This is a genomic window from Mycobacterium sherrisii (assembly GCF_002102355.1).
Taxonomy (GTDB): domain Bacteria; phylum Actinomycetota; class Actinomycetes; order Mycobacteriales; family Mycobacteriaceae; genus Mycobacterium; species Mycobacterium sherrisii.
The window spans coordinates 1-21,938 of sequence record NZ_LQPT01000023.1 but is presented as its reverse complement, the minus strand read 5'-3'; the positions used below and the strand labels follow the sequence as shown (position 1 = coordinate 21,938).

25 protein-coding genes are annotated in these 21,938 nt (G+C 67.4%); 9 read left to right on the top strand and 16 right to left on the bottom strand.

From position 1 onward, the window contains the following. Window positions 1–2: 2 nt before the first annotated feature. On the bottom strand, window positions 3–944 hold the full coding sequence (locus tag AWC25_RS04020; protein ID WP_069399349.1) for an alpha/beta hydrolase: 942 nt from the start codon (window positions 942–944) through the stop codon (window positions 3–5). A gap of 271 nt (window positions 945–1,215) precedes the next feature. On the opposite strand from AWC25_RS04020, the gene AWC25_RS04015 reads away from it, so the two are divergent. Further along, the gene (locus tag AWC25_RS04015; RefSeq protein WP_069399348.1) at window positions 1,216–2,295 is read left to right on the top strand and encodes an LLM class flavin-dependent oxidoreductase; all 1,080 of its coding nucleotides are present in this window, start codon (window positions 1,216–1,218) and stop codon (window positions 2,293–2,295) included. Here the strand turns inward: AWC25_RS04015 and AWC25_RS04010 are convergent, their stop codons facing one another. Then, entirely contained in the window at window positions 2,296–3,015 is a 720-nt protein-coding gene (locus AWC25_RS04010; protein WP_069399347.1) for an NUDIX hydrolase, read from the bottom strand. Between the two features lie 129 nt (window positions 3,016–3,144). Between AWC25_RS04010 and AWC25_RS04005 the strand changes: the two genes are divergently transcribed. Further along, the gene (locus AWC25_RS04005) at window positions 3,145–4,590 is read left to right on the top strand and encodes an MFS transporter (protein WP_084229190.1); all 1,446 of its coding nucleotides are present in this window, start codon (window positions 3,145–3,147) and stop codon (window positions 4,588–4,590) included. After that, window positions 4,583–5,155 (top strand): hemerythrin domain-containing protein, encoded by a 573-nt coding sequence (locus tag AWC25_RS04000; RefSeq protein ID WP_069399345.1) that lies wholly within the window; start codon window positions 4,583–4,585, stop codon window positions 5,153–5,155. The genes AWC25_RS04005 and AWC25_RS04000 overlap by 8 nt, the downstream gene beginning before the upstream one ends. Window positions 5,156–5,177: 22 nt before the next feature. Here AWC25_RS04000 and AWC25_RS03995 read toward each other — a convergent pair whose 3' ends face one another. The 3 genes from AWC25_RS03995 to AWC25_RS03985 all read right to left on the bottom strand — a co-directional run bounded on the left by AWC25_RS03995 (window position 5,178) and on the right by AWC25_RS03985 (window position 7,110). Then, a complete protein-coding gene (locus AWC25_RS03995; protein WP_069399344.1) occupies window positions 5,178–6,059 on the bottom strand; it encodes a TIGR03854 family LLM class F420-dependent oxidoreductase in 882 nt (293 codons plus the stop codon). 75 nt (window positions 6,060–6,134) lie between these two features. After that, window positions 6,135–6,548 (bottom strand): nuclear transport factor 2 family protein, encoded by a 414-nt coding sequence (locus tag AWC25_RS03990; protein ID WP_069399343.1) that lies wholly within the window; start codon window positions 6,546–6,548, stop codon window positions 6,135–6,137. 4 nt (window positions 6,549–6,552) lie between these two features. Beyond that, complete coding sequence (locus AWC25_RS03985) at window positions 6,553–7,110, bottom strand: TetR/AcrR family transcriptional regulator (RefSeq protein WP_069399342.1); 558 nt, start codon at window positions 7,108–7,110, stop codon at window positions 6,553–6,555. Between the two features lie 93 nt (window positions 7,111–7,203). On the opposite strand from AWC25_RS03985, the gene AWC25_RS03980 reads away from it, so the two are divergent. Together AWC25_RS03980 and AWC25_RS03975 are read left to right on the top strand one after the other, a co-directional pair. Further along, window positions 7,204–7,611, top strand: a complete 408-nt coding sequence (locus AWC25_RS03980; RefSeq protein WP_085166388.1) for a hypothetical protein — start codon at window positions 7,204–7,206, stop codon at window positions 7,609–7,611. After that, entirely contained in the window at window positions 7,608–9,095 is a 1,488-nt protein-coding gene (locus tag AWC25_RS03975) for an FAD-dependent oxidoreductase (protein WP_085166387.1), read from the top strand. The genes AWC25_RS03980 and AWC25_RS03975 overlap by 4 nt, the downstream gene beginning before the upstream one ends. Here AWC25_RS03975 and AWC25_RS03970 read toward each other — a convergent pair. After that, window positions 9,076–10,131, bottom strand: coding sequence for a ketopantoate reductase family protein (locus AWC25_RS03970; RefSeq protein WP_244899455.1), 1,056 nt, complete (start codon window positions 10,129–10,131; stop codon window positions 9,076–9,078). The two genes, AWC25_RS03975 and AWC25_RS03970, sit on opposite strands and share 20 nt — an antisense overlap. A 227-nt stretch (window positions 10,132–10,358) precedes the next feature. Between AWC25_RS03970 and AWC25_RS03965 the strand changes: the two genes are divergently transcribed. After that, complete coding sequence (locus AWC25_RS03965) at window positions 10,359–10,934, top strand: TetR/AcrR family transcriptional regulator (protein WP_069399338.1); 576 nt, start codon at window positions 10,359–10,361, stop codon at window positions 10,932–10,934. A 114-nt stretch (window positions 10,935–11,048) separates the two neighbouring features. Then, on the top strand, window positions 11,049–12,380 hold the full coding sequence (locus tag AWC25_RS03960; RefSeq protein ID WP_211281016.1) for a cytochrome P450: 1,332 nt from the start codon (window positions 11,049–11,051) through the stop codon (window positions 12,378–12,380). 4 nt (window positions 12,381–12,384) lie between these two features. On the opposite strand, the gene AWC25_RS03955 is transcribed toward AWC25_RS03960, so the two are convergent. The 9 genes from AWC25_RS03955 to AWC25_RS03915 form a co-directional block, all read right to left on the bottom strand. Beyond that, a complete protein-coding gene (locus AWC25_RS03955) occupies window positions 12,385–12,981 on the bottom strand; it encodes a hypothetical protein (RefSeq protein ID WP_232326918.1) in 597 nt (198 codons plus the stop codon). Window positions 12,982–13,111: 130 nt separating this feature from the next. After that, window positions 13,112–13,930 (bottom strand): formate/nitrite transporter family protein, encoded by an 819-nt coding sequence (locus tag AWC25_RS03950; protein ID WP_069399337.1) that lies wholly within the window; start codon window positions 13,928–13,930, stop codon window positions 13,112–13,114. A gap of 500 nt (window positions 13,931–14,430) precedes the next feature. Beyond that, window positions 14,431–14,751: a DUF1330 domain-containing protein gene (locus tag AWC25_RS03945; protein WP_069399336.1), complete on the bottom strand. Its 321-nt coding sequence runs from the start codon at window positions 14,749–14,751 to the stop codon at window positions 14,431–14,433. A gap of 45 nt (window positions 14,752–14,796) precedes the next feature. Then, the gene (locus AWC25_RS03940) at window positions 14,797–15,651 is read right to left on the bottom strand and encodes a transglutaminase-like domain-containing protein (protein ID WP_069399335.1); all 855 of its coding nucleotides are present in this window, start codon (window positions 15,649–15,651) and stop codon (window positions 14,797–14,799) included. Window positions 15,652–15,752: 101 nt separating this feature from the next. Next, on the bottom strand, window positions 15,753–17,270 hold the full coding sequence (locus AWC25_RS03935; protein WP_069399334.1) for a SulP family inorganic anion transporter: 1,518 nt from the start codon (window positions 17,268–17,270) through the stop codon (window positions 15,753–15,755). A gap of 37 nt (window positions 17,271–17,307) precedes the next feature. Further along, window positions 17,308–17,694: a hypothetical protein gene (locus AWC25_RS03930; RefSeq protein ID WP_085166385.1), complete on the bottom strand. Its 387-nt coding sequence runs from the start codon at window positions 17,692–17,694 to the stop codon at window positions 17,308–17,310. After that, on the bottom strand, window positions 17,691–18,464 hold the full coding sequence (locus AWC25_RS03925) for an ABC transporter ATP-binding protein (protein ID WP_069399332.1): 774 nt from the start codon (window positions 18,462–18,464) through the stop codon (window positions 17,691–17,693). The genes AWC25_RS03930 and AWC25_RS03925 overlap by 4 nt, the downstream gene beginning before the upstream one ends. Beyond that, entirely contained in the window at window positions 18,461–19,339 is an 879-nt protein-coding gene (locus AWC25_RS03920) for an ABC transporter permease (protein ID WP_232326916.1), read from the bottom strand. Before AWC25_RS03920 ends, AWC25_RS03925 begins: the two co-directional genes overlap by 4 nt. A gap of 33 nt (window positions 19,340–19,372) precedes the next feature. Next, on the bottom strand, window positions 19,373–20,842 hold the full coding sequence (locus AWC25_RS03915; protein WP_085166384.1) for an ABC transporter substrate-binding protein: 1,470 nt from the start codon (window positions 20,840–20,842) through the stop codon (window positions 19,373–19,375). A gap of 232 nt (window positions 20,843–21,074) precedes the next feature. Here AWC25_RS03915 and AWC25_RS03910 point away from each other — a divergent pair, with 232 nt between their 5' ends. Beyond that, window positions 21,075–21,467: a YidH family protein gene (locus tag AWC25_RS03910; protein ID WP_232326925.1), complete on the top strand. Its 393-nt coding sequence runs from the start codon at window positions 21,075–21,077 to the stop codon at window positions 21,465–21,467. After that, on the top strand, window positions 21,464–21,808 hold the full coding sequence (locus AWC25_RS03905; protein ID WP_069399329.1) for a DUF202 domain-containing protein: 345 nt from the start codon (window positions 21,464–21,466) through the stop codon (window positions 21,806–21,808). The genes AWC25_RS03910 and AWC25_RS03905 overlap by 4 nt, the downstream gene beginning before the upstream one ends. A 60-nt stretch (window positions 21,809–21,868) precedes the next feature. Here AWC25_RS03905 and AWC25_RS27795 read toward each other — a convergent pair. Next, window positions 21,869–21,938, bottom strand: a 70-nt coding sequence (locus tag AWC25_RS27795) for a hypothetical protein (RefSeq protein ID WP_425320226.1), incomplete at its 5' end; no start/stop codon positions are given.

Below are 21,938 nucleotides of genomic sequence, written 5' to 3'. Positions count from 1 at the left end.
CGCTACACGGCAAGCGCTTGACGCAGCACCGCCAGCTTCTCGGCCTGCTCGCGCTTCGAGATCGCGGCGTCCTGGATCATCGCAGAGCCGTGGAAAGTGCCTGGAAATAAATGCAATTCGACGCTGACACCGGCGGCGAGCATGGCGAGCGCATAGGCGACGCCTTCGTCCCGAAGTGGGTCGAAATGCATGACTGACACGTACGCCGGTGGCAAGCCGGCCAGATCGGTGGCTCGGGCGGGTGCGGCATAGATCGGCACGTCCGCGGTGCCGGCCCGCCCCGGTCCCAGATAACAGTCCCAGCTCACGACGGCCCGGGGTCGGCTCCACAGCGGCGTATCGACGAAGGCGGTCATGCTGGCCGTGCCGAGCCGATCATCGAGTTCGGGGACCGAGAGGAATTGAAACGCGATGTGCGGTCCACCCCGATCGCGCGCCAGCAGCGCCAACGCCGCGCACAGTCCCCCGCCGGCGCTGGTGCCCTGGATGGCGATGCGTTGCGGGTCGATGCCCAATTCGTCCGCGTGGGTCGCGGTCCACACCAGGCCGGCATAGACGTCTTCCAGCCCGCCGGGGTACGGAGTTTCGGGCGCCAGCCGATAATCGACGGAGACCACGACGATGCCCAGTTGTCGGCTCAATTCCACGTTGAAGGCATGTTCGGTCTCCAGGTCGCCGGCGATGAATCCGCCCCCGTGCACGTGGTAGGCCGCCGCGGGGGCGCCGCGCCGCTCGGGCCGGTAGATGCGAATGGGTATTTCGGGATCGCCGGGGCGACCCGGTATTTGCCGGTTCTCGATCTGCAGTCCGGTGGTGTCCGGCGGCGGAAACTGGGCGATCATCTCCGACAACGACGCTCGCATGGCTACCGGGTCGCCGCCCGGCAGGCCGGGCAGGTACGGGACCACCGCACCGATTTCCGGGTCGAATGCGTAAGTCGTCATGCGGCACTCCTGAATCGCTCGGCGGCAACGTTGCCCAGTATCTTGCCGCCGGCCTAGCCGTCTGGCTAGGGCCCGCCTCGGTCGCGGGAATGCGGCGCCCGGCGGCTCGGTTGGCTTCGGTAAGACGTCACGGTGGAGTGGAGGCGGGCGTGCGGATGGCCGAGCGCTACAGCTGCCCAGTGCGGGTACAGTCGCGGCTACCAGCGCCACGGAGCAGCGGGAGCAGCGGCTGGTGCCCGGTCGAACAGCCGCCCACCGGTGAGGATTTCGGATGAAGTTCTTGTTGATCACGTTGATCACCCATGTCCCGGATCCCATTTCGGGACAGAAGATGAGCCCGGCGCAACGACTGCGCGATGTGCTGGACAAGGCGGTGCTCGCCGAGGAGCTGGGGTTCGACGGATTCGCCGTCGGCGAGCGCCATGAGGATCCGTTCATCTCGTCGTCGCCGCCGGTGGTGCTGAGCAACATCGCCGCGCGCACCTCGAAAATCAGTCTTTTCACCGGTGTTACGACGCTCAGCCTGCTCGATCCGGTCCGTGCGTTCGAGGATTATTCAACCCTCGACAACCTCTCGGGCGGCCGTCTCGAGTTGATCATCGGAAAGGGTAACGGCGCGGCGCAGGCCCAGCTGTTCAACGTGACAACCGAGGACCAATGGGACCGCAACCGTGAGGGCTACGAGCTGTTTCGGTTGCTGTGGGAGAGTGAGGATGTGACGTGGTCGGGGCGGTTCCGCCCGCCGCTGGATCATGTCAAAGCGCTGCCCCGGCCGCTGCAGCAGCGGATTCGCATCTGGCACGGCAGCGCGACGAGTAAGGACTCCGTCGATCTGGCGGCGGGGCACGGTGATCCGCTCTTCTCCGCCAACGTCATCCAGCCCGTCGAGCCGTACGCCGAGCTGGTGCGCCACTACCGCCAGCGCTGGGAGTTCTACGGTCGTCGACCCGAGGACGCCCTGGTCGGCGCCGGCACTGCGGGCTTCTACATCACGCGTAAGTCCCAGGAAGCGATCGACACCTACCGGCCGATGTTCGAGGCGCGCCTGCAGTTTGCGCGCCGCGCCGGACTGCCGGTCGTGTTCGAGTCGATGGAAGATTTCGTCGAGCGCAGTTCGGCGCTGGTCGGCAGTCCCGAGCAGGTGATCGACAAGGTGGGCCGGCACCATGAGCAGCTCGGGCACGAAGTGATGCACCTGTCCGCCGACGCGGACGGGGTGTCCCCCGGCCAGCAGCGTCGCAGCTTCGAACTCTTTCAGTCCGACGTGGCCCCCGTGCTCCGTCAGCGCATTCCCAGTCGCCCGCTCGTCGCGCAGCAAATCCCGGAAGTGCCGGAAGTGCCTGTCGGATAACTATTTCCAGGCGAAGACGGGCTGCTCGAGTTGGTCCACGGGGTCGGATCGGCCTTCCAGACCCAGCCAGCGCAGTTGCAGCAGCACCGCGCCGGTCGGGGCGTGGATGAGGTCGTTTCCCAACGGAATCTGCACGACCGGTCGCGGACTCTCGGCGATGGTGATGAATCGCGGCGAGTCGGCGCGCTGCAGCTGGTGCACTCCGACTCGGTACACCGCCACCACCTCGTCGGGGGCCGGATGAAGGTCGAGCCGCCCGCCGCCCCAGACCACCACCGGGGTGATCACGTAGCCCGAGCGGGTCGGGTAATCGTCGAGCAGACCGAGCACGGGCGAGGCGGGCAGATCCACGCCGACCTCTTCGCGTAGTTCACGCAGCGCCGCTTCGGCCGCCGTCTCACCCGGATCGACGCCGCCACCCGGAAGCGCCCACTGGGCGGCGTGTGAAGTGAGGCGGGAAGCCCTGCGGCACAGCAGAAACGCCGCACCGCCGGAGACGTCGACCATGCGGCCGTCCAAGTGGGTCGCCGGCATGGGCCGGCCCGCGTTCCACTCGTCCACCGCCACCGGATCGACCCGGTCCTCACCCACCTCCGAGTCGACCAGCACCACCGCGACGGCGGCGTGCCGCTTGGTCGGGTCGGTCACGACGCGGCGTTGGTGGCGGGCCAGGTGCTCGCGGATCCGTTTTCGCAGCGCGTCGTCATAGGGGATGGGCACGGCTCGAGCCTAGGCCGAGACACTTCTCACAACGTCGGCCCGGGTACCTCCAGGTATAGTTAGCAATACTCAGCGTTCGGCGGCGGATGCGCTCGCCGACCGATCAGCAACCATCCTGGTGAGGCAACCTTGGCAACGACGGCGCCGATATCGGCCGCCCGCGCAACGGCGACCGTCCTCGTGGTCTCCGCCGCGGCGTTTTTGGCCAGCCTGGACCTGTTCATCGTCAACATCGCTTTCCCGGACATCCGGCGCGCGTTCCACACCGCCGACCTGGGCGCGATGTCGTGGATTCTGAACGGTTACACGCTGGTGTTCGCGGCGTTTCTGACTCCGGCCGGAAGCCTGGGCGACCGTTACGGCCATCGCCGGGTGTTCCAAGGCGGGTTGGCCGTCTTCACGCTCGGATCCGCCGCCTGCGGGTTGGCCGAATCGTTTGATCTGTTGCTGGCATCCCGCGTCGTTCAGGCGTTCGGCGCGGCCATGTTGATGCCGAGTTCGCTGGCGCTGTTGCTGGCCGCGGTGCCCGCTGCGCGGCGCGCGCTCGCCGTCAGCACCTGGTCCGCGGTGGCCGCGATGGCCGCCGCCCTGGGGCCGCCGGTCGGTTGGTTTCTCGTCGAATTGTTTTGGCGCTGGATCTTTTTCGTCAACCTGCCGGTCGCGGTGCTGGCGTTGGTGGCCGGCCGCTACGTACTGGCCCGGACCGTGGGCAGCGGTGTCGGGATTCCGGATCTGTTCGGTGCGCTTGCCCTGGTGCTGGGCGTCGGGGCGCTGGTGTGGGTGCTGATCGAACTGCCCGTGGCGAGCGTCGGCAGGATTGTCGCCGCCCTCGTCGGCGCGGCATGCGCTCTGGCCCTGACCATCTGGCGTTCGCTACGCCATCCGTCGCCGGCATTGGATCTCGTTGCGGTGCGGGTGGTGCCGATCTGGTCCAGTTGCCTGGCCCTGCTGCTGTTCGCTGCGGCGTTCGGCGCGATGCTGCTGGGCAGCGTCATGCTGTTGACGTCGGTGTGGGGAAAGCCGCCGGCCGCCGCCGGCTGGTGCCTCTCGCCCGGTCCGGTGGTCGTCGTGATCGTCTCGCTGACGCTCGCCCACCGGCTGATCGGAAAGTTCCGGATCGGCGCGGTCGCCGCGACCGGGGCGACGCTGTACGCGGCCGGGATCGTGATCTGGCTGTGTCGGGTCGGCCCCGAGCCGCACTACCTGACGGATTTCCTTCCCGGCCAACTGTTTACCGGCGCCGGGGTGAGGTTGGTGATGCCCAGCCTGTCCGCGGTCAGCGGCCTGGTGCTGCCGGCACACCGGTGGGGCGCCGGTTCGGCGCTGACCAACACCGCCCGCCAGTTGGGGACGGTGTTCGGCACCGCGATCCTGACGATGATCTACCAACCGGGCATCGACTTGACCACGATCCGGTGGGGCTGGGTGTTCATCGTCGCGGCGGCCGCAGCGTCGGCACTGATCGCCGTGGCGCTGGCAGTCTGGTGGAAGACCGCGGGCAGCGGGTTGACTGTGCCCGCGGGTGTCGGCCACGATGACCACAGGGCGCAGGAGGCGGGGAGGTGCAATGCCTGACATCACCGCGTTGATCCTCGCCGACCACGATTGGTTTCGCGAACAGTTCGCCCGGCTGGACGATCTGCAAGCCCAGACACCCCTGAACATCCGGGCGCTCGAGCGAGTGTGGCGTCCCCTTGCCGACAAGCTCGATGTGCACGCCTACATCGAGGAGAAGATCTTCTACCCGCAGCTGCTGCGGCGCGGCTCCGACGATCCCGAAGGCGAAACCCTGGATGCCATCGGCGATCACAACGACATCCGCGACGGCGTGCGCGACGCGAACGCCGTCGGGATCGGGACCGAACCGTGGTGGGAGGCGGTCGGCCGCACCCGGGTGGCCAACGACGACCACATGGGCGAGGAAGAACGCGAGGGCCTGGCCGACTTCCGCCGCAACGCGCCGATCGGCCTGCGCGAAGCTCTGGGCCGGCAATACCGGGAATTCATGGCCCAGCACCCGACCACCAAGGGACTCGAGATCGTCGACCGCGACCCCGAGACCTACGTCGAAGAGGCGGAGCAGCCGGCCCGCAAGGCCACGGACTACTCGCTAGGGATCGGCAGCCTCAAGGGCGTGTGAGGCGCCCTCGGCGGCGGTGTCATCAGTTCTGCCGACCCGCGAGCTCAGTGACGAACCGGTCGATGAAACCGTCCACCGGTCCCCCACCGGCGGGGCGGATCACGAATTTCGTCAATCCGGCCTCCAGGTAGCCGTCGAGCTGCCGGTGCAGCTGGTCCCAATCGACGGCGATCAGCTCGGCGGGATCGACGTCGGGCCGGCGTCGCCGGGCTGCGGCGACCAGCTCCGCCGACAGCTCGCCGTCGGCGACGGCCAGCGAGATGCCGAAGTGGTCCGGCTCGATCCGGCGGCCGGCGTGCTCGGCGGCCCGCTCGATCGCCGCGCGCCCGGCACGTGCCTCGGCCGGGGTGAGGAAGCTGCCCAACCAGCCATCCGCCAACGCGCCGATCCGCCGAAATGCCGCCGGCGCCGACCCGCCCAACCAAATATCCAGTGGCGGTGCGGGTTTCGGCGTGATCACCGCGCCGTTGACGGTGAAGTAGCGGCCGCGATAGGTGGCAGAATCTTCGACCAGCGCGGCACGTAACACCCGCAGCGATTCGTCGAACACCGCCGCGCGCGCTCCGTCGGGAACCGGGAAGATCTCCCGCTCGGCGGGTATCGCCGAACGCAGTCCGAAGACCGGGAGCACCCGTTTGGGCGCGACGGCCGCCAACGACGCCAATTGTTTGGCCACCAACACGGGATGGCGACCCGGCAGCACCGCCACCGAGGTGCCCACCTTCAGGCGAGCCGTGCGGGCCAGGGCGTAGGCCATCCCGACGACGGGGTCCACCGCGGGGGCATAGACCAGCTCGGAGAACCACAGCGAGTCCACGCCGTTGGCCTCCAGATGATCGACAACGGCTGCCAGTTGGTCGGGTGCGCTGTCCGCACCTAGGCTCACCCCGAAGCGAATTTTCACCGGCGTCTCCGTTGATTCGTGGTCGACATACTTACGCCAACACACCGCAGGGCCCGTTTGTGCCGGCGTTGCTCGTTACTGCGCCGCGAACCTTGCGGCCAGCTCCACCGCCTCGGCCTGGATGCGGTCGAATTGCGCGCTCATCGCGTCGGACAGCACCGTCGCCCCCGACAGCGGGCGCACCATGACCATGAAGTCGTCGATCAGGCCGTCCTCGTCGAAGTGCAGAAAATCGCAGCCGTTGATCTTCTTGCCCGACACGACGGTCTCGAACACCAGGGCATGGTCGCGGCCGTCGGCGCCGGCGATCTCCCGGACATAGCGAAAGTCCTCGAAGATCCGCAGCACCCCCCGCAGAATGGCCGCGGTGATCGGCTTGCCGACGTACGGCTTGAACGCCACCGGGCTGGTGAACACGACATCGTCGGCCAGCAATGCCTGCATGGCGGCCTCATCGCGGTCCTCGACCGCCTTGCGGAACGGGTGCATCAGTTCATGGTGCCGGATCGGTGAGGTAATGCACGAACACTGGTCGCAGCCACTCGACGAGGCGGGCGTCGGTCATGTCGACCAGGGGCGGGAGGCCAAGGATGTAGCGAGCCGTCGCCAGGCCCAGGATCTGCGAGCCCACCAGGGCGGCCCGCTCGGCAGCCCGATCCGGGACCACGGCGGCCAGGGCCGGAGCCACCTGATCGACGAACACCGCCAGCAACGCGTCAGCGGCGGTTTTGTTGGTCGCCGCCGCCCGCAGCATCGGCAACAACGGGCCGTGCGGTCCCCAGACGGCAATGAACATCGGCAACACCAAGTCGGCCACGCGGTCGGGGGCCACGCCGGACAGATCGGGAAACGTGACGTCGAAGCGAGACGCCGCCGCGAAAAGCTCGGCCTTACTGCCGAAGTAGTGCATGACCAGCGCCGGATCGACGCCCGCGGCCGCGGCCACCGAACGAATGGTGGTGCGCTCGAAGCCGTGATTGCCGAACTGCGCCCGCGCAGTGCGCAGAATCGTCGACCGGGTGGCCTCCCCATCGCGGACCTTGGACGGCATGCCTGCAGTGTATTCAACAACTGTTGACACCCCGCCGCCGGGGGGTCTATCGTTTGAGTTCAACAACTGTTGAACTCATCGAGGGGGCGCGCCATGACCGTCACAGCCATCCAGATCGGACTCGACCCCGAGGTGATCGATTACTCCGCGCCGGACTTCGCGCAATTTGCCGGACTGTCGAAAGAGACGCTGCGCACCGCCAACAACGACAACGTCGCCGCGTTGCGCGCCGCCGGCTACGAGGTCGACAACTGCCTGATCGACTTCGGCGACGCGGGCGCCGACAAGGCCCGGCGGTGCCTGCAGGCCAAGCGGTACGACGCGGTGCTCATCGGGGCCGGGGTGCGCCTGGTTGCCAGCAACACACTGTTGTTCGAATCGATCGTCAACACCGCCCACCTCACCCAGCCCCGGTGCCGCTTCGTCTTCAACCGCGCGGCCGTCGCGACCCCCGACGACATCCGCCGCTGGTACCCGCACCCCCAGGCGGCGGATCGATGACCACTCACCACGTCGACGTCGTGATCGTCGGCGCCGGACCGACCGGGCTGACCGCCGCGGGCGACCTTGCACGCGCCGGGCGTTCGGTCACCGTGCTGGAGCGCCGGCCCACGATCAACCCGTCCAGCCGCGCGTTCGCGACCATGGCCCGCACGCTCGAGGTGCTCGACGCGCGCGGGCTTGCCGACGACCTGCTGGCCCGATCGCACCGGGCGTCGGGCGTCACGATCTTCGGCGGTGCCCGCATCGATCTCACGCACCTGGACTCGCCGTATCAATTCGTGATGATCACACCGCAGACCAACGTCGATCGGGCGCTGGCCGAGTACGCCGTCGCGCAGGGCGCCGATCTGCGGCGCGGCGTCGAGGTCGTCGGGCTCGCCGCCGACGCGGACGGGGTCACCGTGACCGCGCGCTGCCACGATGGTACCGGCGCCGACGAAAACTATTGGCGTGCAAAGTATCTGATCGGTGCCGATGGGGCCCACAGCACGGTGCGTGCACTGGTGGGCGCGGATTTTCCCGGCCGGACGATGCTGTCGTCGATCGTGCTGGCCGACGTCCGGCTCGCGCGCGGCCCGAGCGGACAGGGCCTGACGGTGAGCAGCACGCGAAACGAGTTCGCGTTCCTGGCGCCCTACGGCGGGCGGGACGCCGCCGGTGCCTGGTACCGCGCGATGGTATGGGACCGCAACAATCAGCTGCCCGACAGCGCACCGGCGGGATACCAGGAGATCGCCGGCATCCTGGCACGGTCGATGGGCGCCGACCCCGGCCTGCTGCAGGTGGGCTGGAAATCCCGATTCCATTGTGACGAGCGGCAAGTCGCGCAGTATCGGCATGGCCAGGTCTTTTTGGCCGGCGATGCCGCACATGTGCACTCACCGATGGGCGGGCAGGGCATGAACACCGGCATTGGGGATGCGGTGAACCTCGCCTGGAAGATCGACGCCGTGCTCGGCGGTGCCGATGACGCCGTGCTGGACAGCTACCACGACGAACGTCATCCGATCGCGCGCCGGGTGCTGCTGCAATCCGGTCTGATGGCCCGCGGCATCACGTTGCGCCCGCGGATCGCTCGTGGCGTGCGAAACCTGCTGGCGCCCCGCCTGCTTCGCATCCCGAAGGTCCGCGACGCGATCGCCGGCAGCTTCGCCGGGACGACCCTGCGTTATCCCCACCACAGCGGCGAGGCAGCTGTGGTGGGGACTCGCGCGTCGCGGATCCCGTTGCGGCACGGGCAACTAACCGCGTTGCAACGAAACGCTGGCTTTGTGTTCATCCGCGAACACGGCGCACCCACCGTCGCAGCGGGCCGCCTGCCGCAGGCCGAACGGGCCGACACCGGTCCGGCGCTGCTGGTGCGCCCGGACGGCTACATCGCGTGGGCCGGCGATTCCGCCGACCGCGGCGCATGGGCCGCGACGCTTGCGCGGTGGACGGGGCAGTCCGGCGCTGAACGCCTCAGCTGCGGGACGCGCTGACCTCGTTGACGCCCAGCAGATCCGCCAACTCGGCGGCCGTGTAGCGCCCCGGCCCGCGGCCGTCTCGCACCGTTGCGCGCGCCGCACGAGCCAACGCGGCATTCACCGGTGCGGTCAAGCCGTGCCGGTGGGCGATGCACACGATCTCGCCGTTGAGGAAGTCGGTCTCGAGGTTGCCGGTCTGGCGGCTCAACGACTGCCACGTGGAGTTGCTGGGTCCGTTATCCGACCCGGGCACCGGACGTATCGTCGGCCCGTCGGCCCGCGCCGCCGTGGAGACCTCGAACGAGGTGAACTCGATTCCCGCTCGCCGCAATATCTCCTCGCCTTCGCGCCGCACCCCAGCCACGACGTCACCGGCATCATCGGCGGTCAGCGCGCCCACGGCGTTGCCGAGGTTGCTCAGCAACTTGTTGTACTTCCACGGGGCGACGTCGTCGGGGGTTCGCACCAGCACACCCGCCGGGCTCCACGTCCGGGCCAGCGCCGCCAGCAGCTCGTTATCCTCCGGCGTACGCAGCGCCGCGGGCCAACGGGCGATGTGGAACTGGCCGACCACGGGCCACGACCGCACGATCACCCGACCCGGCTCGAGATGTACGGCCGGCAGCCACACGCAGACGCCATACACGCGCCGGAAATACCGCAACGCTTTGTCCTCAGCAGCAACGCCATTGGTGGCCGTCATCGCCGGCAACCGGTCGCCCGCGGTCCCGACGACACCCGAGGGACCGTGGACGGGTCGGTCCACCCAGTCCTGCAGCGCCGCATCGAGTTGCTGAGTCTTGGTCGCAAACACCAGCACGTCGCGCTCGTCCAACCGGACATCCTCGGGCCGCGCTGCGGCGGCAACCGCGGTTTGGTAGGTGCCGTCGGGGGTCTGCAACGTGATGCCGTCGCTGGCCAGCACCTCGGCATGGCGGCCGCGGGCCACCAGCACCGCCGGGACACCGGCGCGGGTCAGCACTCCGCCTACGGTGCCACCGATCGCGCCGGCCCCGACGATCACGTAGCGGCGCTCGTCCCGTGCAGCCAAGTGTTCCCGCCCCCTATCGCTGCGCATCTTCTCCTGCGCGAGATTACGGCTATGCGGGGGCCAGTGCAGTGCCGGGCGGTATCCGTACACGCCGCCCGGGCACACGCGGAAGCGGGTCTCGTTTCCCAGGGCTGCTAGTACCCCGCGACCAGCAACCCCGAAGAAGACCCGCTTCCGCCTGTTCCGTCAGGTCTGTAGTCGTTCGACTACAGTGCTAGTGTAGACACATGACTACACGCAGCGCAAGCCTGACCGGGGCGCGAGAGGCTACTCCGACCGGCCGCGACGAGGTGGTCGCCGCAATCCTGGACAGCGCCGCGGACATGTTTGCCGAACGCGGGCCGGCGGCCGCTTCGATTCGCGACATCGCCGCCCGGGCGCACGTCAACCACGGCCTGGTCTTTCGCCACTTCGGCACCAAGGAGCAGCTCGTGGCCGCGGTGCTCGATCATCTGGCCGCCAACACGAGCGCGCTGGCCGAAGCGGAGGCGTCGCCCGCCGAGATCGACGCGGCCACCGCCCGCCATTTGCGCGTGATCGCGCGGGCGCTGCTCGACGGATACGCGGTCGGGCAGCTGCAGTCCAGCTTTCCCGCCGCCGCCAGATTGCTCGACGGGCTGCGGCCCCAGCATGACAACGAGGAGAGTGCCCGGTTGGGTGCGGCGAATGCGATCGCGTTGCTGCTGGGTTGGCAGCTGTTCGAACCGTTCGTCCGGTCGGCGACCGGGCTGACCGACCTGCCCCGAGAAAAGCTGCGCCAGACCATTTTTGCCGAGATGGGTCGGCTCGCGCAGCCGCACTGATCCTGCGCGATCCTCAACTCCTCGACATTCGGAAACGGCCGATGCTCGGTAGTGTGGGTGAGCGTCGAAGTCCCGAGGAGGCGCTGATGTCCCACACCGGTTGGGCGAGCTGACATGAATCCGGCGATGCCCGCCGTGGCCGATCGGCTGGCGCAGCTCCCGCTCCCGCCCGGTCCGCGACTGCCCGGTGTCTTGCAGACCGCGCTGTTCTCCCACCGGGATCGCGTCACCCCCTGGCTGCGCAGGCACTACGGCGACGTCATCGCCGTCTCGGTGTTGGGCCGGCCGTCGGTGCTGGTGTGCAGTCCCGAGCTCAACCGTGCGGTGCTCGGTGGCGAGCCGACCACGTTCCACGCGGGCGAGGGACGAATCCAAGGGATCCGCAATGTGATGGGCGAGCGCTCGGTGGTGACCACCGACGAAGCCGACCACCAGCGGCTGCGCAAACTCCTGGTTCCGCCGTTCAACGGGGCGGCGCTGCGCGGCTACCGGGACATGATGAACGAGCTCGCCACCAAAGAGGTTGGCCGCTGGCCGCTCGGCACCCCGTTCGCCGCGCAACCGCGGATGAACGCAGTGACGCTGGAGATGATGTTGCGGGTGGTCTTGGGCCTGCGGGCGGGACCGCAGCTCGACGCGCTGCGGGTCCCGTTCTCCCGACTCGTTTCGGCGCCCATGGCGGTGCACGCCGGCGAGGTCGTGGCGCCGCTGCAGCGGTTCGGCCCGTGGAAGCGTTTTCGCCAATTGCTCACGGGCATCGACGATTTGCTGTATGCGGAGATCCACCGCCGCCGCGGTGCCGCGGACACCGAGGAACGCAACGATGTGCTGTCCCGGCTGATCACGACCGAAGTCGATGAGGACCGGCTCAGCGATGCCGAGTTGCGCGATCAGATGGTCACCCTGCTGTTGGCCGGTCACGAGACCACCGCGATCACGCTGTCGTGGACCCTGCATGACCTGGCGCACGATCCGGCGTTGCAGGACAAGACGATCGCTGCGGTCGACACCGGCGACGACAAATTTCTCGAGGCGGTCGTGAAGGAGTCGATGCGGCTACACCCCGTGTTCTACGCCGTGGCACGGCGACTGACCCACGACGTCGAACTGGGCGGCTATCGGGTCCCGGCCGGCTACACCGTTTTCGCCGGCATCCAACCCGTGCAGACCGACCCGGGGCAGCATCCGGAGCCGCACCTGTTCCGTCCGGAGCGGTTTCTCGACGGCTCCGCCACCGCCGCCAACTGGCTGCCCTTCGGCGCGGGCGTACGCCGTTGTCTCGGTGGGGGATTCGCCATGATGGAAGCGACTGCGATCCTTCGGGAGGTGCTGCGAAACTACCGCCTCACCGCCGCCCGGGCCCGGCCGGAGAAGCCCCGCGCGCGTCACGTCGTCTACATTCCCGCCCACGGCGCACGCATCATCGCCCACCGTCGCGCCGGCTAATTCTTCAGAGCATCGACGCGATCATCGCCCCACCGTCGTTGACAGCCTGGGAGGTCGCGTTGTGGTTCTGCCGGTAGTAGACAAAGGCCGTCTGCCGACTCGTGGTGTTCCACAGCTCGCTGAAGGTCCCGAGCACGGGAACCGGGCCCTGCGGCGCACCCGCGGTCGCGGTGTAGTCAACGAAGGCTTCCTGCTGGAAGTTGTTGCCCTGCAATGCCTTCGTCTTGGGTGCGGTCAGGGGCTGCACGTTGGTCAGGTCGGCCCCCGCCGTCGCACTCAACTGATCGATGTCGGCCTGCAGGGTGGCCACGGCATCCGGTGCGCTCGTGGGTTTGACCGCGACCTGCAGTTGGGCGCTGGAATCGGCGTTGGATAGCGCCACCCAGTTGGGACCCCGGTCCGCGGCAGTCCAGCCCGGCGCCGGGATGATCGCGACACCGGGCACGATGTCGATCGAGTCGTCCGACGCCCGCGCGATTGCCGGGTGGTGGGCGGCGGCGATCATGAGCATTGCAGCCGTGACGGTGCTGGCGACGGCGAGCGACCACCGCCGCCTCAAGCCGCGACCCTGGTACTGCACTGTCGGTGACAAGGTGGTCATCGCCCGGCTCCTGACGCTCATCGATCGTGTTTGCCCATCGCCTAATAGAGTCGCTCCGCCTGCGCGTTTTGTCCAAGACTAAGTTGCGATGGATCGATAAACTTCGCCTATTGCGGCCTCCGCTACGGCGTCAGGACGCTTCGGCGGCCATCCGTTCCTGTCGGAGGCGATCGCTGCTGCGCACCAGCCGCAGCAGCGTGACGAAGAACAACCCGCCGACCACGTTGCCGACCACCGTGTAGCCGAACCAGCCCAGCCAGTCGAGGTAGCCGAACGGCGCCCGCCCGGCCACCAGCGCACCGAAAATCAGCAGCGAATCCAGGATCGAGTGGAACAGCCGCAGCCCCGCGAGCAGGAAGGCGACGGCGACCGCGGCCGCGATCTTGGCCGGCACCGAATCGGTCCCGTGCTGCATCCGGGTCATCAGCGTGATCGCCATGCCGCCGAGCACGGTGAGCGCGACGGTCTGCGCCGACACCGGCGCGCTGACGAAGTGCGCGGCCGATTCGACCGTCTGTCCGCGTAGCTCGGGGAATCCCGTCATGATCAGCCACATGATCATCCAGCCACCGACCAGGTTGGCGAACAGCGTGCCGCCCCACAGTTTGAACAGCTGGCGCAGGCTGGCCCGCTTGGCCGCCACCGTGGTGACGGGCACCAGGAATCCTTCGGTGAAAAGCTCGCTATGGCCCAGCAATAACGCAAGGAAACCGATCGAGAACGCGACCCCGGCCAGCAGCGGTCGGTGGGTCGCGTCCAGCACCGCCAGGTAGGCCAGCACGCCCAGCGCGACCTCGGTGCCGCCGAAAAAGCCGGTCACCAAGATGCCTCGCCAGCCGCGGTGCAGGCGTTGGGTGCCCTCGCTCAGCATGCTGATGAAGGCGTCTTCCAGCTTGTCTTCGATGGGGCTGTCGGACGCGCCGAGCTCGCGCTGCGTCGTCTCACTCATCGGATAGATGAAATCTGCTGCCGGGCAAGATGTTAACGCGACAGCCTAGGCAGCCGCGGCGTCGGGAGCCGAAACCGGGGTGACTTCGGAGTGTAGGTGACCGCATGTCCCGCAACGCACTTGATATTCCAGCAGGCGTTCGCCGAGTTCCCCGCCCAGTTCGAAAAACCGGTACTCGGCCCACGCCGCGCACCGCGGGCAACGCGCGCGACCTTGCCCAACTGCCGTCATCTGTAGGCCCCCTACTCAAACCGTGCGAGGAAAATACCCGCTGCAGGGCTGGTCAAACCATCACGTAAGCGCCGGATGGTCGCACACCGGCTAACACGTCGGCCCGGTACCGTGTCGAGGCGAGCACGGTCGCGGGCGGATCCTCGAAATCACGTTGGCAGGGACCGGTGCGCCCTACGACCGGGCGCCGCTCACGTGACGCCGCTCGAGAATGCGAATGCGTCGCCGCACGCGCCCCGCGTCGCGGCAATGTGCTGTGCGGTAACCGATTACCTGTTCAGAATCGGCCGCAGATCGTCGAGGCGGTCGAACAGGTGCCAGATGTATTTCGCCGATCCGTTCTCGCGGTGCGGATGCAGGTCGGCGAGTCCCGGGTCGTTGCAGTAGTTGTCGAAGGCTTCGCGCGACTCCCACTCGACGAGTATGAGCACTTGACGCGGCTCGATGTCGCCGAGCATCGCATCCTGAAAACTGCCGAGCGCCACCACGCGGCCACCGTGCCTGGCCACCTCGGCGGGCGATCGTCTGGAATAGGCGCGGTACTCGTCGGCATCGGCGACATCGAAAAGATTCAAGGCATACACGCTCATGCCTGCCGACGTTACGGTCCCGCCGCGGGCCATGACCAGCGGGCGCTACTGCAGGCTCACGAGTTGTTCGACCGAGTCCCGCGGTAGTTCACCATCGACCACTGCCGTCACCGTCATGTTCTGCAAGGTGATGGCGCCGCCGTGGTTGTCCAGGAAGGCGGTGTCGGCGGCGTCGCGGCCGGTGGCGATGCGGACCATCGACTGCCGGGGAGCCAGACAGGTGGCGTCGACGACCCGCCAGACCCCGTCGATCAACGCCTCGGCCACGGCGTGAAAGTCCATCGGCTGGCAGCCGGGCGCATACACCGCGGCCAGCCGGGCCGGGACGTTCAGCGCGCGCAGCAGCGCGATGACGAGGTGGGCATAGTCTCGGCACACGCCGGCACCGGCGAGCAAGGTATCGGCGGCCCCGTCGATCGGATCGCTGGAGCCCGGCACGTAGTCGAGCCGGGTGCCGACCCACGAGGACACCTTCTCGAGCAACGTGACCGAGGTGCCGTACTGCTGAAACTCCGTGGCGGCGAAGCCGAAGAACTTGTCGGCTTCGGCGTACCTGCTCGGGCGCAGATAGGTCATCGCGTCGATATCGCTCACCGGCGTGGGATCCGCCTGACCGGCGACCGTCGCGGCGTAGGACAAGGTCACGGTCCCTTTGTCGGACGGCACCACGTGGATCCGGGTCTGATGCGGACCGACGACCTCGCGGGGCTGCACCACTTTGCCGTTTCGCTTGATCGTGAGCGTTTCGCTCACCTCGATGCCCGGCTGACGGCTGACCGCGACCTGGAAGTCCAGCACCGTCGGTTCGGTGACCTCGAGTTCTATTTCGGCACCAACACTGCGGCCGACCTCGGCCGTGCTGCCGTCGTCGGCCGCACCGCGGCGTCGCCATCCGGGCATACGATGGCCCCTCTCGTCTCAGCCAATCGAATCCCGCTCGCTGCTTCGCAGGGCTTTCGTGTACGCACTGTTCTACAGCACAACCCGTGCGGGCGCGCGGGTTAGACGCCCAGTCGCCCGGAGAGCCGGTTGAGACGTTCGAGGCTGGCTCCGTCCAGACCGCTGATGCGTACGGTCTTGCCGCGGAGCCGGTATTTGTTTCGGATCGCGTCGAGGGTGGCCACCGCGGAGGCATCCCACACGTCGGTGCCGGACATGTCGATCAGGACGTCGTCCGGGTCGTTCACATAGTCGAATTGATGCACGAGGTCGTTGCTGGACGCGAAGAAGAGTTCACCTCGGACACGGTAGGTGCGGGTTCCGGAGGCATCGGCGCCGCGCGGTCCGTCAGATTCCACGATCGTCAGGTGGGCGACGCGCCGGGCGAACGCCACCATGGCGGCGAGCACGCCCAGGGTGACCCCGATGGCCAGGTTTCCGGTGGCCACGGTAGCCACAACGGTGATGATCATGATGGCGGTTTCGCTGCGCGGCAACACTTTCAGTGTCCGTGGCGCGACACTGTGCCAGTCGAAGGTCGCGGCGGAGACCACGATCATGACGGCGGCCAGCGCCACCATCGGGATCCGCCCGACCAGGTCGCCGAGCGACATGATCAACAGCAGCAGGAATGCTCCGGTGGCAAAGGTCGACATCCGGGTGCGTCCGCCGGCGACCTTGACGTTCATCATGGTCTGCCCGACCACCGCGCAGCCGCCCATGCCGCCGAAGATGCCGGTGATGATGTTGGCCAGGCCTTGACCGCAAGCTTCGCGGGTCTTGTTGGACGGGGTCTCGGTGATGTCGTCGATGAGCTTGGCCGTCATCAGCGATTCCAGCAGTCCGACCAGGGCGACGCCTATCGCATACGGAGCGATGATCTGCAGCGTCGTCCACGTCGGCGGCACGTGTGGGATCGACGGCGACGGCAGCGAATGCGGCAGTGCGCCCTGGGCTCCCACGTCAGGGATGCGCCAGCCGAAGACCACCACCGCGGCCGTCAAGGTCACCACCACCACCAGGGGCGCCGGGACGGCGGTGGTGAGCTTGGGCAGCGCGACCATGATCCCGATGCCGGCCGCGGCGAGCGGATACACCAGCCACGGGACGTCCACCAAGTGCCGCAACTGTGAGACGAACACCAGGATGGCCAGCGCGTTGACGAACCCGATCATCACGCTGCGCGGGATGAAGCGCATGAGTTTCGCGACTCCGGCCAGCCCGAGGAGTACCTGAAAGACGCCGGCCAGCACGATCGTTGCGACCAGGTAGTTGACCCCGTATTCATGGCCGATCGGTGCCACGACGAGGGCGACGGCGGCGGTTGCCGCGGAAATCAACGCCGGCCGGCCACCAGCCACCGCGATCGTGAGCGCCATGGTGACCGAGGAGAAGAGGCCGACTCGCGGATCGACCCCGGCGATGACCGAGAAGGCGATGGCCTCCGGGATCAACGCCAGCGCGACGACCAATCCGGCGAGGACTTCGGTGCGCAACCGGGCGGGACTGCGGAACACGCCGCGCACGGAGTTGTCGGGACTGATCCCAGGCGTGCGGGTACTCGGCATGGTAAGGCTCATGGTGTTCGGGTCTGTCCTAGGTGATCGAAGATCTGTCTCAGCGTCGGTGCTCGTCGCGGACGAATCCCGTTGGCGGTGTGCTTATTTCGACGGTCGCGGACTGGCCGAACCTTTTCTCGAGGGCCTCGAGCAGTCGGCGGACTTCTTTCATGCGTGCCTGCAACTGCAGCAACTGCTCGGCCGAGGGTCGGTCCTCGGGCCGCTGAGCCCGCACGACGGCGCCAAGTTCGGCATGTTCGGCGCGGAGCATGTCGGCGAACAGCGTTGCCTGAACCACATCGGCGTGGTTCGCCGGTGCCGAGACGCAGTGCCGGCATGCCGCGCCGGTTGGGTCAAGTACCTTGCTCCCAGCGGCGCTCGGTTCGCGGACGTACCCCAGATAGGGGCGGCCGCGCGGAGGCCGCAGGTCGCTTTCGATCGTCATCGCTGGGCACCCCCCGCGGCGCAGTTCACTGCCGGAGCATGTCCCAGAAACTGCAGGATCTCGTAGCGGCTGCGCCGATAGGCGTCGGTGAATTGCGCCTCGGGCGAGCGGGGTTCGTCGATCGTGATGATGTCGGCGACCGTTGCCGGCCGATGGCTCAGCAAGACCACCCGGTCGGCGAGCAACAGCGCCTCATCGACGTCGTGGGTGACAAACAGGATGGTCATCTTTTGTTGCGCCCACACCGCCAGCAGCAGTTGCTGCATCTCCAGCCGGGTCTGCGCGTCCAGCGCGCCGAACGGTTCATCCATCAGCATTACCTTCGGCTCGCACGCCAGGGTGCGAGCCAGCTGGACGCGCTGCCGCATGCCGCCGGAGAGGTGGCCGGGCAGATGACCGCCATAGCTTCCGAGACCGACTTGTTCGAGGCGCTCCTGCGCGGCGGCCTTGGCCTCCTTCTTGCCGACCCCGCGCAGCCGAATGGGGTACATCACGTTTTTCAGCGCGGTGCGCCACGGGAACAACGCATCCTCCTGAAACACCATGGCGCACTGGGCAGTACTACCGGCGGCGGCGCCGTCGACGGTGGCATGTCCGCCCATCGGCGCAAGCAACCCGGCCAGGGCGCGCAGAATTGTCGACTTGCCGCACCCGGACGGACCGAGGAAGACCACGACCTCGCCGGGGTTGACGTCCAGGGTGATGTCGGCGGCGAGGGCGCCGTTGAAGCCCAGTTTCAAGCCGTCCAGGTGGACGGCGCCGGCGCTCATCGGGCGGCCCTGGGCAACCAGTGGTTGACGCGACGGCCGACGCGCTCCACCGCCCACGCGGTGATCAGTCCGAGCGCCCCAATCGAGATCATGCCGACGACGACACCGGCGTAATCGAGCAGACCGTAGGACTGCCAGGTGTAGTAGCCGATGCCGAACTGTCCGGAGATCATTTCCGCGCTGACCACGCAGATCCACGCCACTCCCATTGCAACGGACAGGCCGGCGAAGATTCCGGGCATAGCACCGGGCACGATCACGTGCATCAGCAACGAAACACGGCTCGCCCCCATGGTTTTGGCGGCTTCCTCCCACACCCTGGGTAGCGAATCCATGGCGTGGATGGTGCTGACGACGACGGGAAAGAACGCCGCGAAGAACGTGATGAAGACGATCCCTTGCTCGCTGGTGGGAAACAGCAGGATGGTCAGCGGAACCAGGGCGATCGCGGGAATGGGCCGCAGTATCTCGATGAAGGGGCGCAGCATCATTCGCGCGGTTTGGGAACGACCGATCAGAATTCCCAGCGCGATGCCCACTACGGCCGCCAACCCGAACCCCAGCAGGATCCGCTGCACGCTGGCCAGCAGGTCGTCGTAGTACCCGCCGGAGCTGATCCGCGACGCAAAGGAATCGACGACGCTCATCGGGGTGGGCATCCGATTGAAGCGCAGCCAAGCGACCACGTTGTGTGCGGTCAGCATCTGCCACAACGCGACGAACGCGACGATCGGGACGAGCGGCAGGAGCAGTCCGGCGGCGCGGCGCTGCACAACGGAAAGGATGCGGTCACCAATCCGTCGGCGAGGCCGGAGCGGGCGGGCCGGGGAGGCGGGTCCGAGCCCCGCTTGGCCGCGGGTCAGTGTGGTGGTCACTGGGTTCCTTCCTGTCAATGGGTTTCTGGTCGGCTATCCCGACGGACGCAGCTGGGCAACAGCCGCCGGATAGGTAAGCGGGATGACCGCCGGGTGGCTGGCGCGATACGCCTCGGCGCCGGCCTCGGTGGCGAATGGCTTGAACCGCTGCATGGGGGAAGCGGTCGGGTCATCAAGCCAGACAGCATGATTCGCGAAGAGCTTGATGCCGGTGACGGCGTCGGGGACGTACGCGGCGCGCACCGAGGAGGTGGTGGCCACCCGCCGCAGCAGGCAGGTTGGCGTCGCCGCGGCGACGGTGGTGTCGGCGCCCTGCTGCCATAACTCCGAGGCCTGGGCCGGATCGCCGACGGGCAGGCCGCACAGGTCGTCATAGCCGGTCAGCGTGATCGGATTGGTGACGTCGGCTCGGCGGCGTTGATAGTCGGCGCCGAACAGTTGCTGCAGGTAGCGGTCATTGATGAAAGTCGCGATGCTGAAGGTCCGGCTCACCGCGCCCCGGGCGACCAGGAAGTCCTTGATCTTGTCGAGGGTCAGCTCGAACTGACGCTTGAGGGTCATGTCGAAGGACACCAGTCCGTCGGGGCCGTTATACAGGTAGACGACCTCGGGTTCGATGCCGGTCAGCTTGCTCACCCGCAGCGCCGCCTGCAGCGGATTGGCGACGATGTAGTCGGTGGTCGATTTCATCGCCTGCATGAACGCCGTCATCACGTCGCCGTTGGCGTCGGCAAATTGCTTCCGGACCAAAACGCCGTGGAAGGTGGGCACGTTGTTGTCCCCGCCGTCGTAGAGCAGCCTGCCCTGATTGCGGAAGATCACCAGCTGCGGCCACGGCACGAACTGGGCGAACGCGTCCACTTGTCCGCCCTGGATGGCCGACGCGCCGATCGACGGATCCTGGTTGACCTTGCGTACGCCCGCCGCGTCGATTCCATTGCGCTGCAAAGCGGTTGAGAACATGCCGTCGCCGGCCGACCCGAGACTGGTGGAGACTCGTTTGCCGACGAGGTCGGTGAGGGTGCGAGCGGTGGAACCGGTGGGGATGACGACCTGGTTCAACGAGCCCCGCAAGCTGTAGCCGGTGGTGGCGATCAGCTCGGTCTGGGCGTCGCTGTACTTTTTGGTTTTCGAGCCGTTGGTGAGCAGCGGGTAGTCGCCCATCGATCCAATGTCGACGTGGGTGGCGATCATCTGCGCGGTCAACGGTGCGCCCGAGGCAAAGTCCTGCCAGACGACGCGGTACTTCTTGCCGGTAGACACGCCGAGCCGGCTTAGTGCCTTCTCGAAGTCGCCGCGGTCGCGTAGCAGCGTGCCGGCATTGACGGTGTTGATGGTCTTGGACTGGTAGCCGACGTTGACCACGACGGTGCTTTCGGTGAGCAGACCGCACCCGGTGAGCAGCTGCGCCGCGGGCACCAGTACCGTGGTCGCGGCGACTGCGGCCCGCGCGCGCCACCGTCGGGCGTAGCCGGCACGGGCGAGGTGTCTTCTGTCGTACACGCAATCCAGAGTCGGGGTTGTCTATTACCGCTCGGTCACTGCACGTTGCACCACAGTTACGCCATCTGATCTCAACGTGCGCCGGAGGTCGGCGGCCCTACCGCAGTGCGGGTTGGTGAAGTTCGCCACGGCGGGACTGGAATCGACTGTGGTGCAGGTGAATCCTGGGTTACGCCACTACCAAGAAGGTAGCGTGCCGCCGTATTTCGCGGGAGACTGTATGATTGTGGAGATCACAAGGCCCTCAGCCACTTTCGGAAAACACGAGGCCGCGCCGACCACTCCGGCCGAACCTGACTACCGGTTCACCCTGGCCAACGAGCGCACCTTTTTGGCCTGGCAACGCACCGCGCTTGGTTTGCTTGCTGCGGCGGTCGGGGTCGTGCAATTCCTGCCGGAGTTGGCGATTCCGGGGCTGCGGCACATCCTGGGTGGGGCAATAGGCGTTGTCGCGGTGCTGACCTCGGTTGCCGGATTGCATCGCTGGAGTCAGGTCGATCACGCGATTCGCCGTAATTTGCCGCTGCCCCGGCCGGCCACCCCGATCTATTTGGCGGTGGCCCTGATCGTAGTCGGTCTGCTGACGGTGACCCTGACGCTGGCAACGACCACCGCGGTCCGATGAGCCGCGCGCAAGTCTTTCCGCCCGACCGGGGCCTGCAGGCGGAGCGGACGGCGTTGGCGTGGACGCGGACATCGCTGTCGGTGGTGGTATCCGGTGGGCTGATTCTGCTCAAGGACCGTGACATCGCCGGTCTGGATGGGCGATCCGCACGGCTCGGAATTGCCGGTGTCGCAGCCGTTGTCGCGCTGGCGGTGTTCACCGTGGGTATGCTGCGCCGTCGCGCCCTGGCGGTGCGGCCGCTGCCCCGGCCGGACCGCGCGCGGCGTGCGGTGCTGCCCGCGGGTGTCTCGGTCGCCGCGTTGTCCCTGCTGGTGCTGGTCTACTTGGTGCTGGGCGCCTGAGGCGTTAGACGTCTTTGAAGACGTCTTTGAAGACGTCTTTGAGACGTTTTTTCGACGTTTTTAGACATCGAGGAAGCGGACGTCTTTGGCGTTGCGGGTGATGAAGCTGCGGCGGGCGTCGACGTCATCG

Bases quoted from the DNA above. Each gene is read 5' to 3' on its own strand.
- AWC25_RS03980 (WP_085166388.1), top strand. From the start codon at position 7,204: ATGACCGTCACAGCCATCCAGATCGGACTCGACCCCGAGGTGATCGAT.
- AWC25_RS03985 (WP_069399342.1), bottom strand. From the start codon at position 7,110: ATGCCGTCCAAGGTCCGCGATGGGGAGGCCACCCGGTCGACGATTCTG.
- AWC25_RS03945 (WP_069399336.1), bottom strand. From the start codon at position 14,751: ATGAGCGTGTATGCCTTGAATCTTTTCGATGTCGCCGATGCCGACGAG.
- AWC25_RS04020 (WP_069399349.1), bottom strand. From the start codon at position 944: ATGACGACTTACGCATTCGACCCGGAAATCGGTGCGGTGGTCCCGTAC.
- AWC25_RS04000 (WP_069399345.1), top strand. From the start codon at position 4,583: ATGCCTGACATCACCGCGTTGATCCTCGCCGACCACGATTGGTTTCGC.
- AWC25_RS03935 (WP_069399334.1), bottom strand. From the start codon at position 17,270: ATGAGCCTTACCATGCCGAGTACCCGCACGCCTGGGATCAGTCCCGAC.
- AWC25_RS03960 (WP_211281016.1), top strand. From the start codon at position 11,049: ATGAATCCGGCGATGCCCGCCGTGGCCGATCGGCTGGCGCAGCTCCCG.
- AWC25_RS03940 (WP_069399335.1), bottom strand. From the start codon at position 15,651: ATGCCCGGATGGCGACGCCGCGGTGCGGCCGACGACGGCAGCACGGCC.
- AWC25_RS03930 (WP_085166385.1), bottom strand. From the start codon at position 17,694: ATGACGATCGAAAGCGACCTGCGGCCTCCGCGCGGCCGCCCCTATCTG.
- AWC25_RS03925 (WP_069399332.1), bottom strand. From the start codon at position 18,464: ATGAGCGCCGGCGCCGTCCACCTGGACGGCTTGAAACTGGGCTTCAAC.
- AWC25_RS03975 (WP_085166387.1), top strand. From the start codon at position 7,608: ATGACCACTCACCACGTCGACGTCGTGATCGTCGGCGCCGGACCGACC.
- AWC25_RS03965 (WP_069399338.1), top strand. From the start codon at position 10,359: ATGACTACACGCAGCGCAAGCCTGACCGGGGCGCGAGAGGCTACTCCG.
- AWC25_RS03905 (WP_069399329.1), top strand. From the start codon at position 21,464: ATGAGCCGCGCGCAAGTCTTTCCGCCCGACCGGGGCCTGCAGGCGGAG.
- AWC25_RS04015 (WP_069399348.1), top strand. From the start codon at position 1,216: ATGAAGTTCTTGTTGATCACGTTGATCACCCATGTCCCGGATCCCATT.
- AWC25_RS03955 (WP_232326918.1), bottom strand. From the start codon at position 12,981: ATGACCACCTTGTCACCGACAGTGCAGTACCAGGGTCGCGGCTTGAGG.
- AWC25_RS03990 (WP_069399343.1), bottom strand. From the start codon at position 6,548: ATGCACCCGTTCCGCAAGGCGGTCGAGGACCGCGATGAGGCCGCCATG.
- AWC25_RS03950 (WP_069399337.1), bottom strand. From the start codon at position 13,930: ATGAGTGAGACGACGCAGCGCGAGCTCGGCGCGTCCGACAGCCCCATC.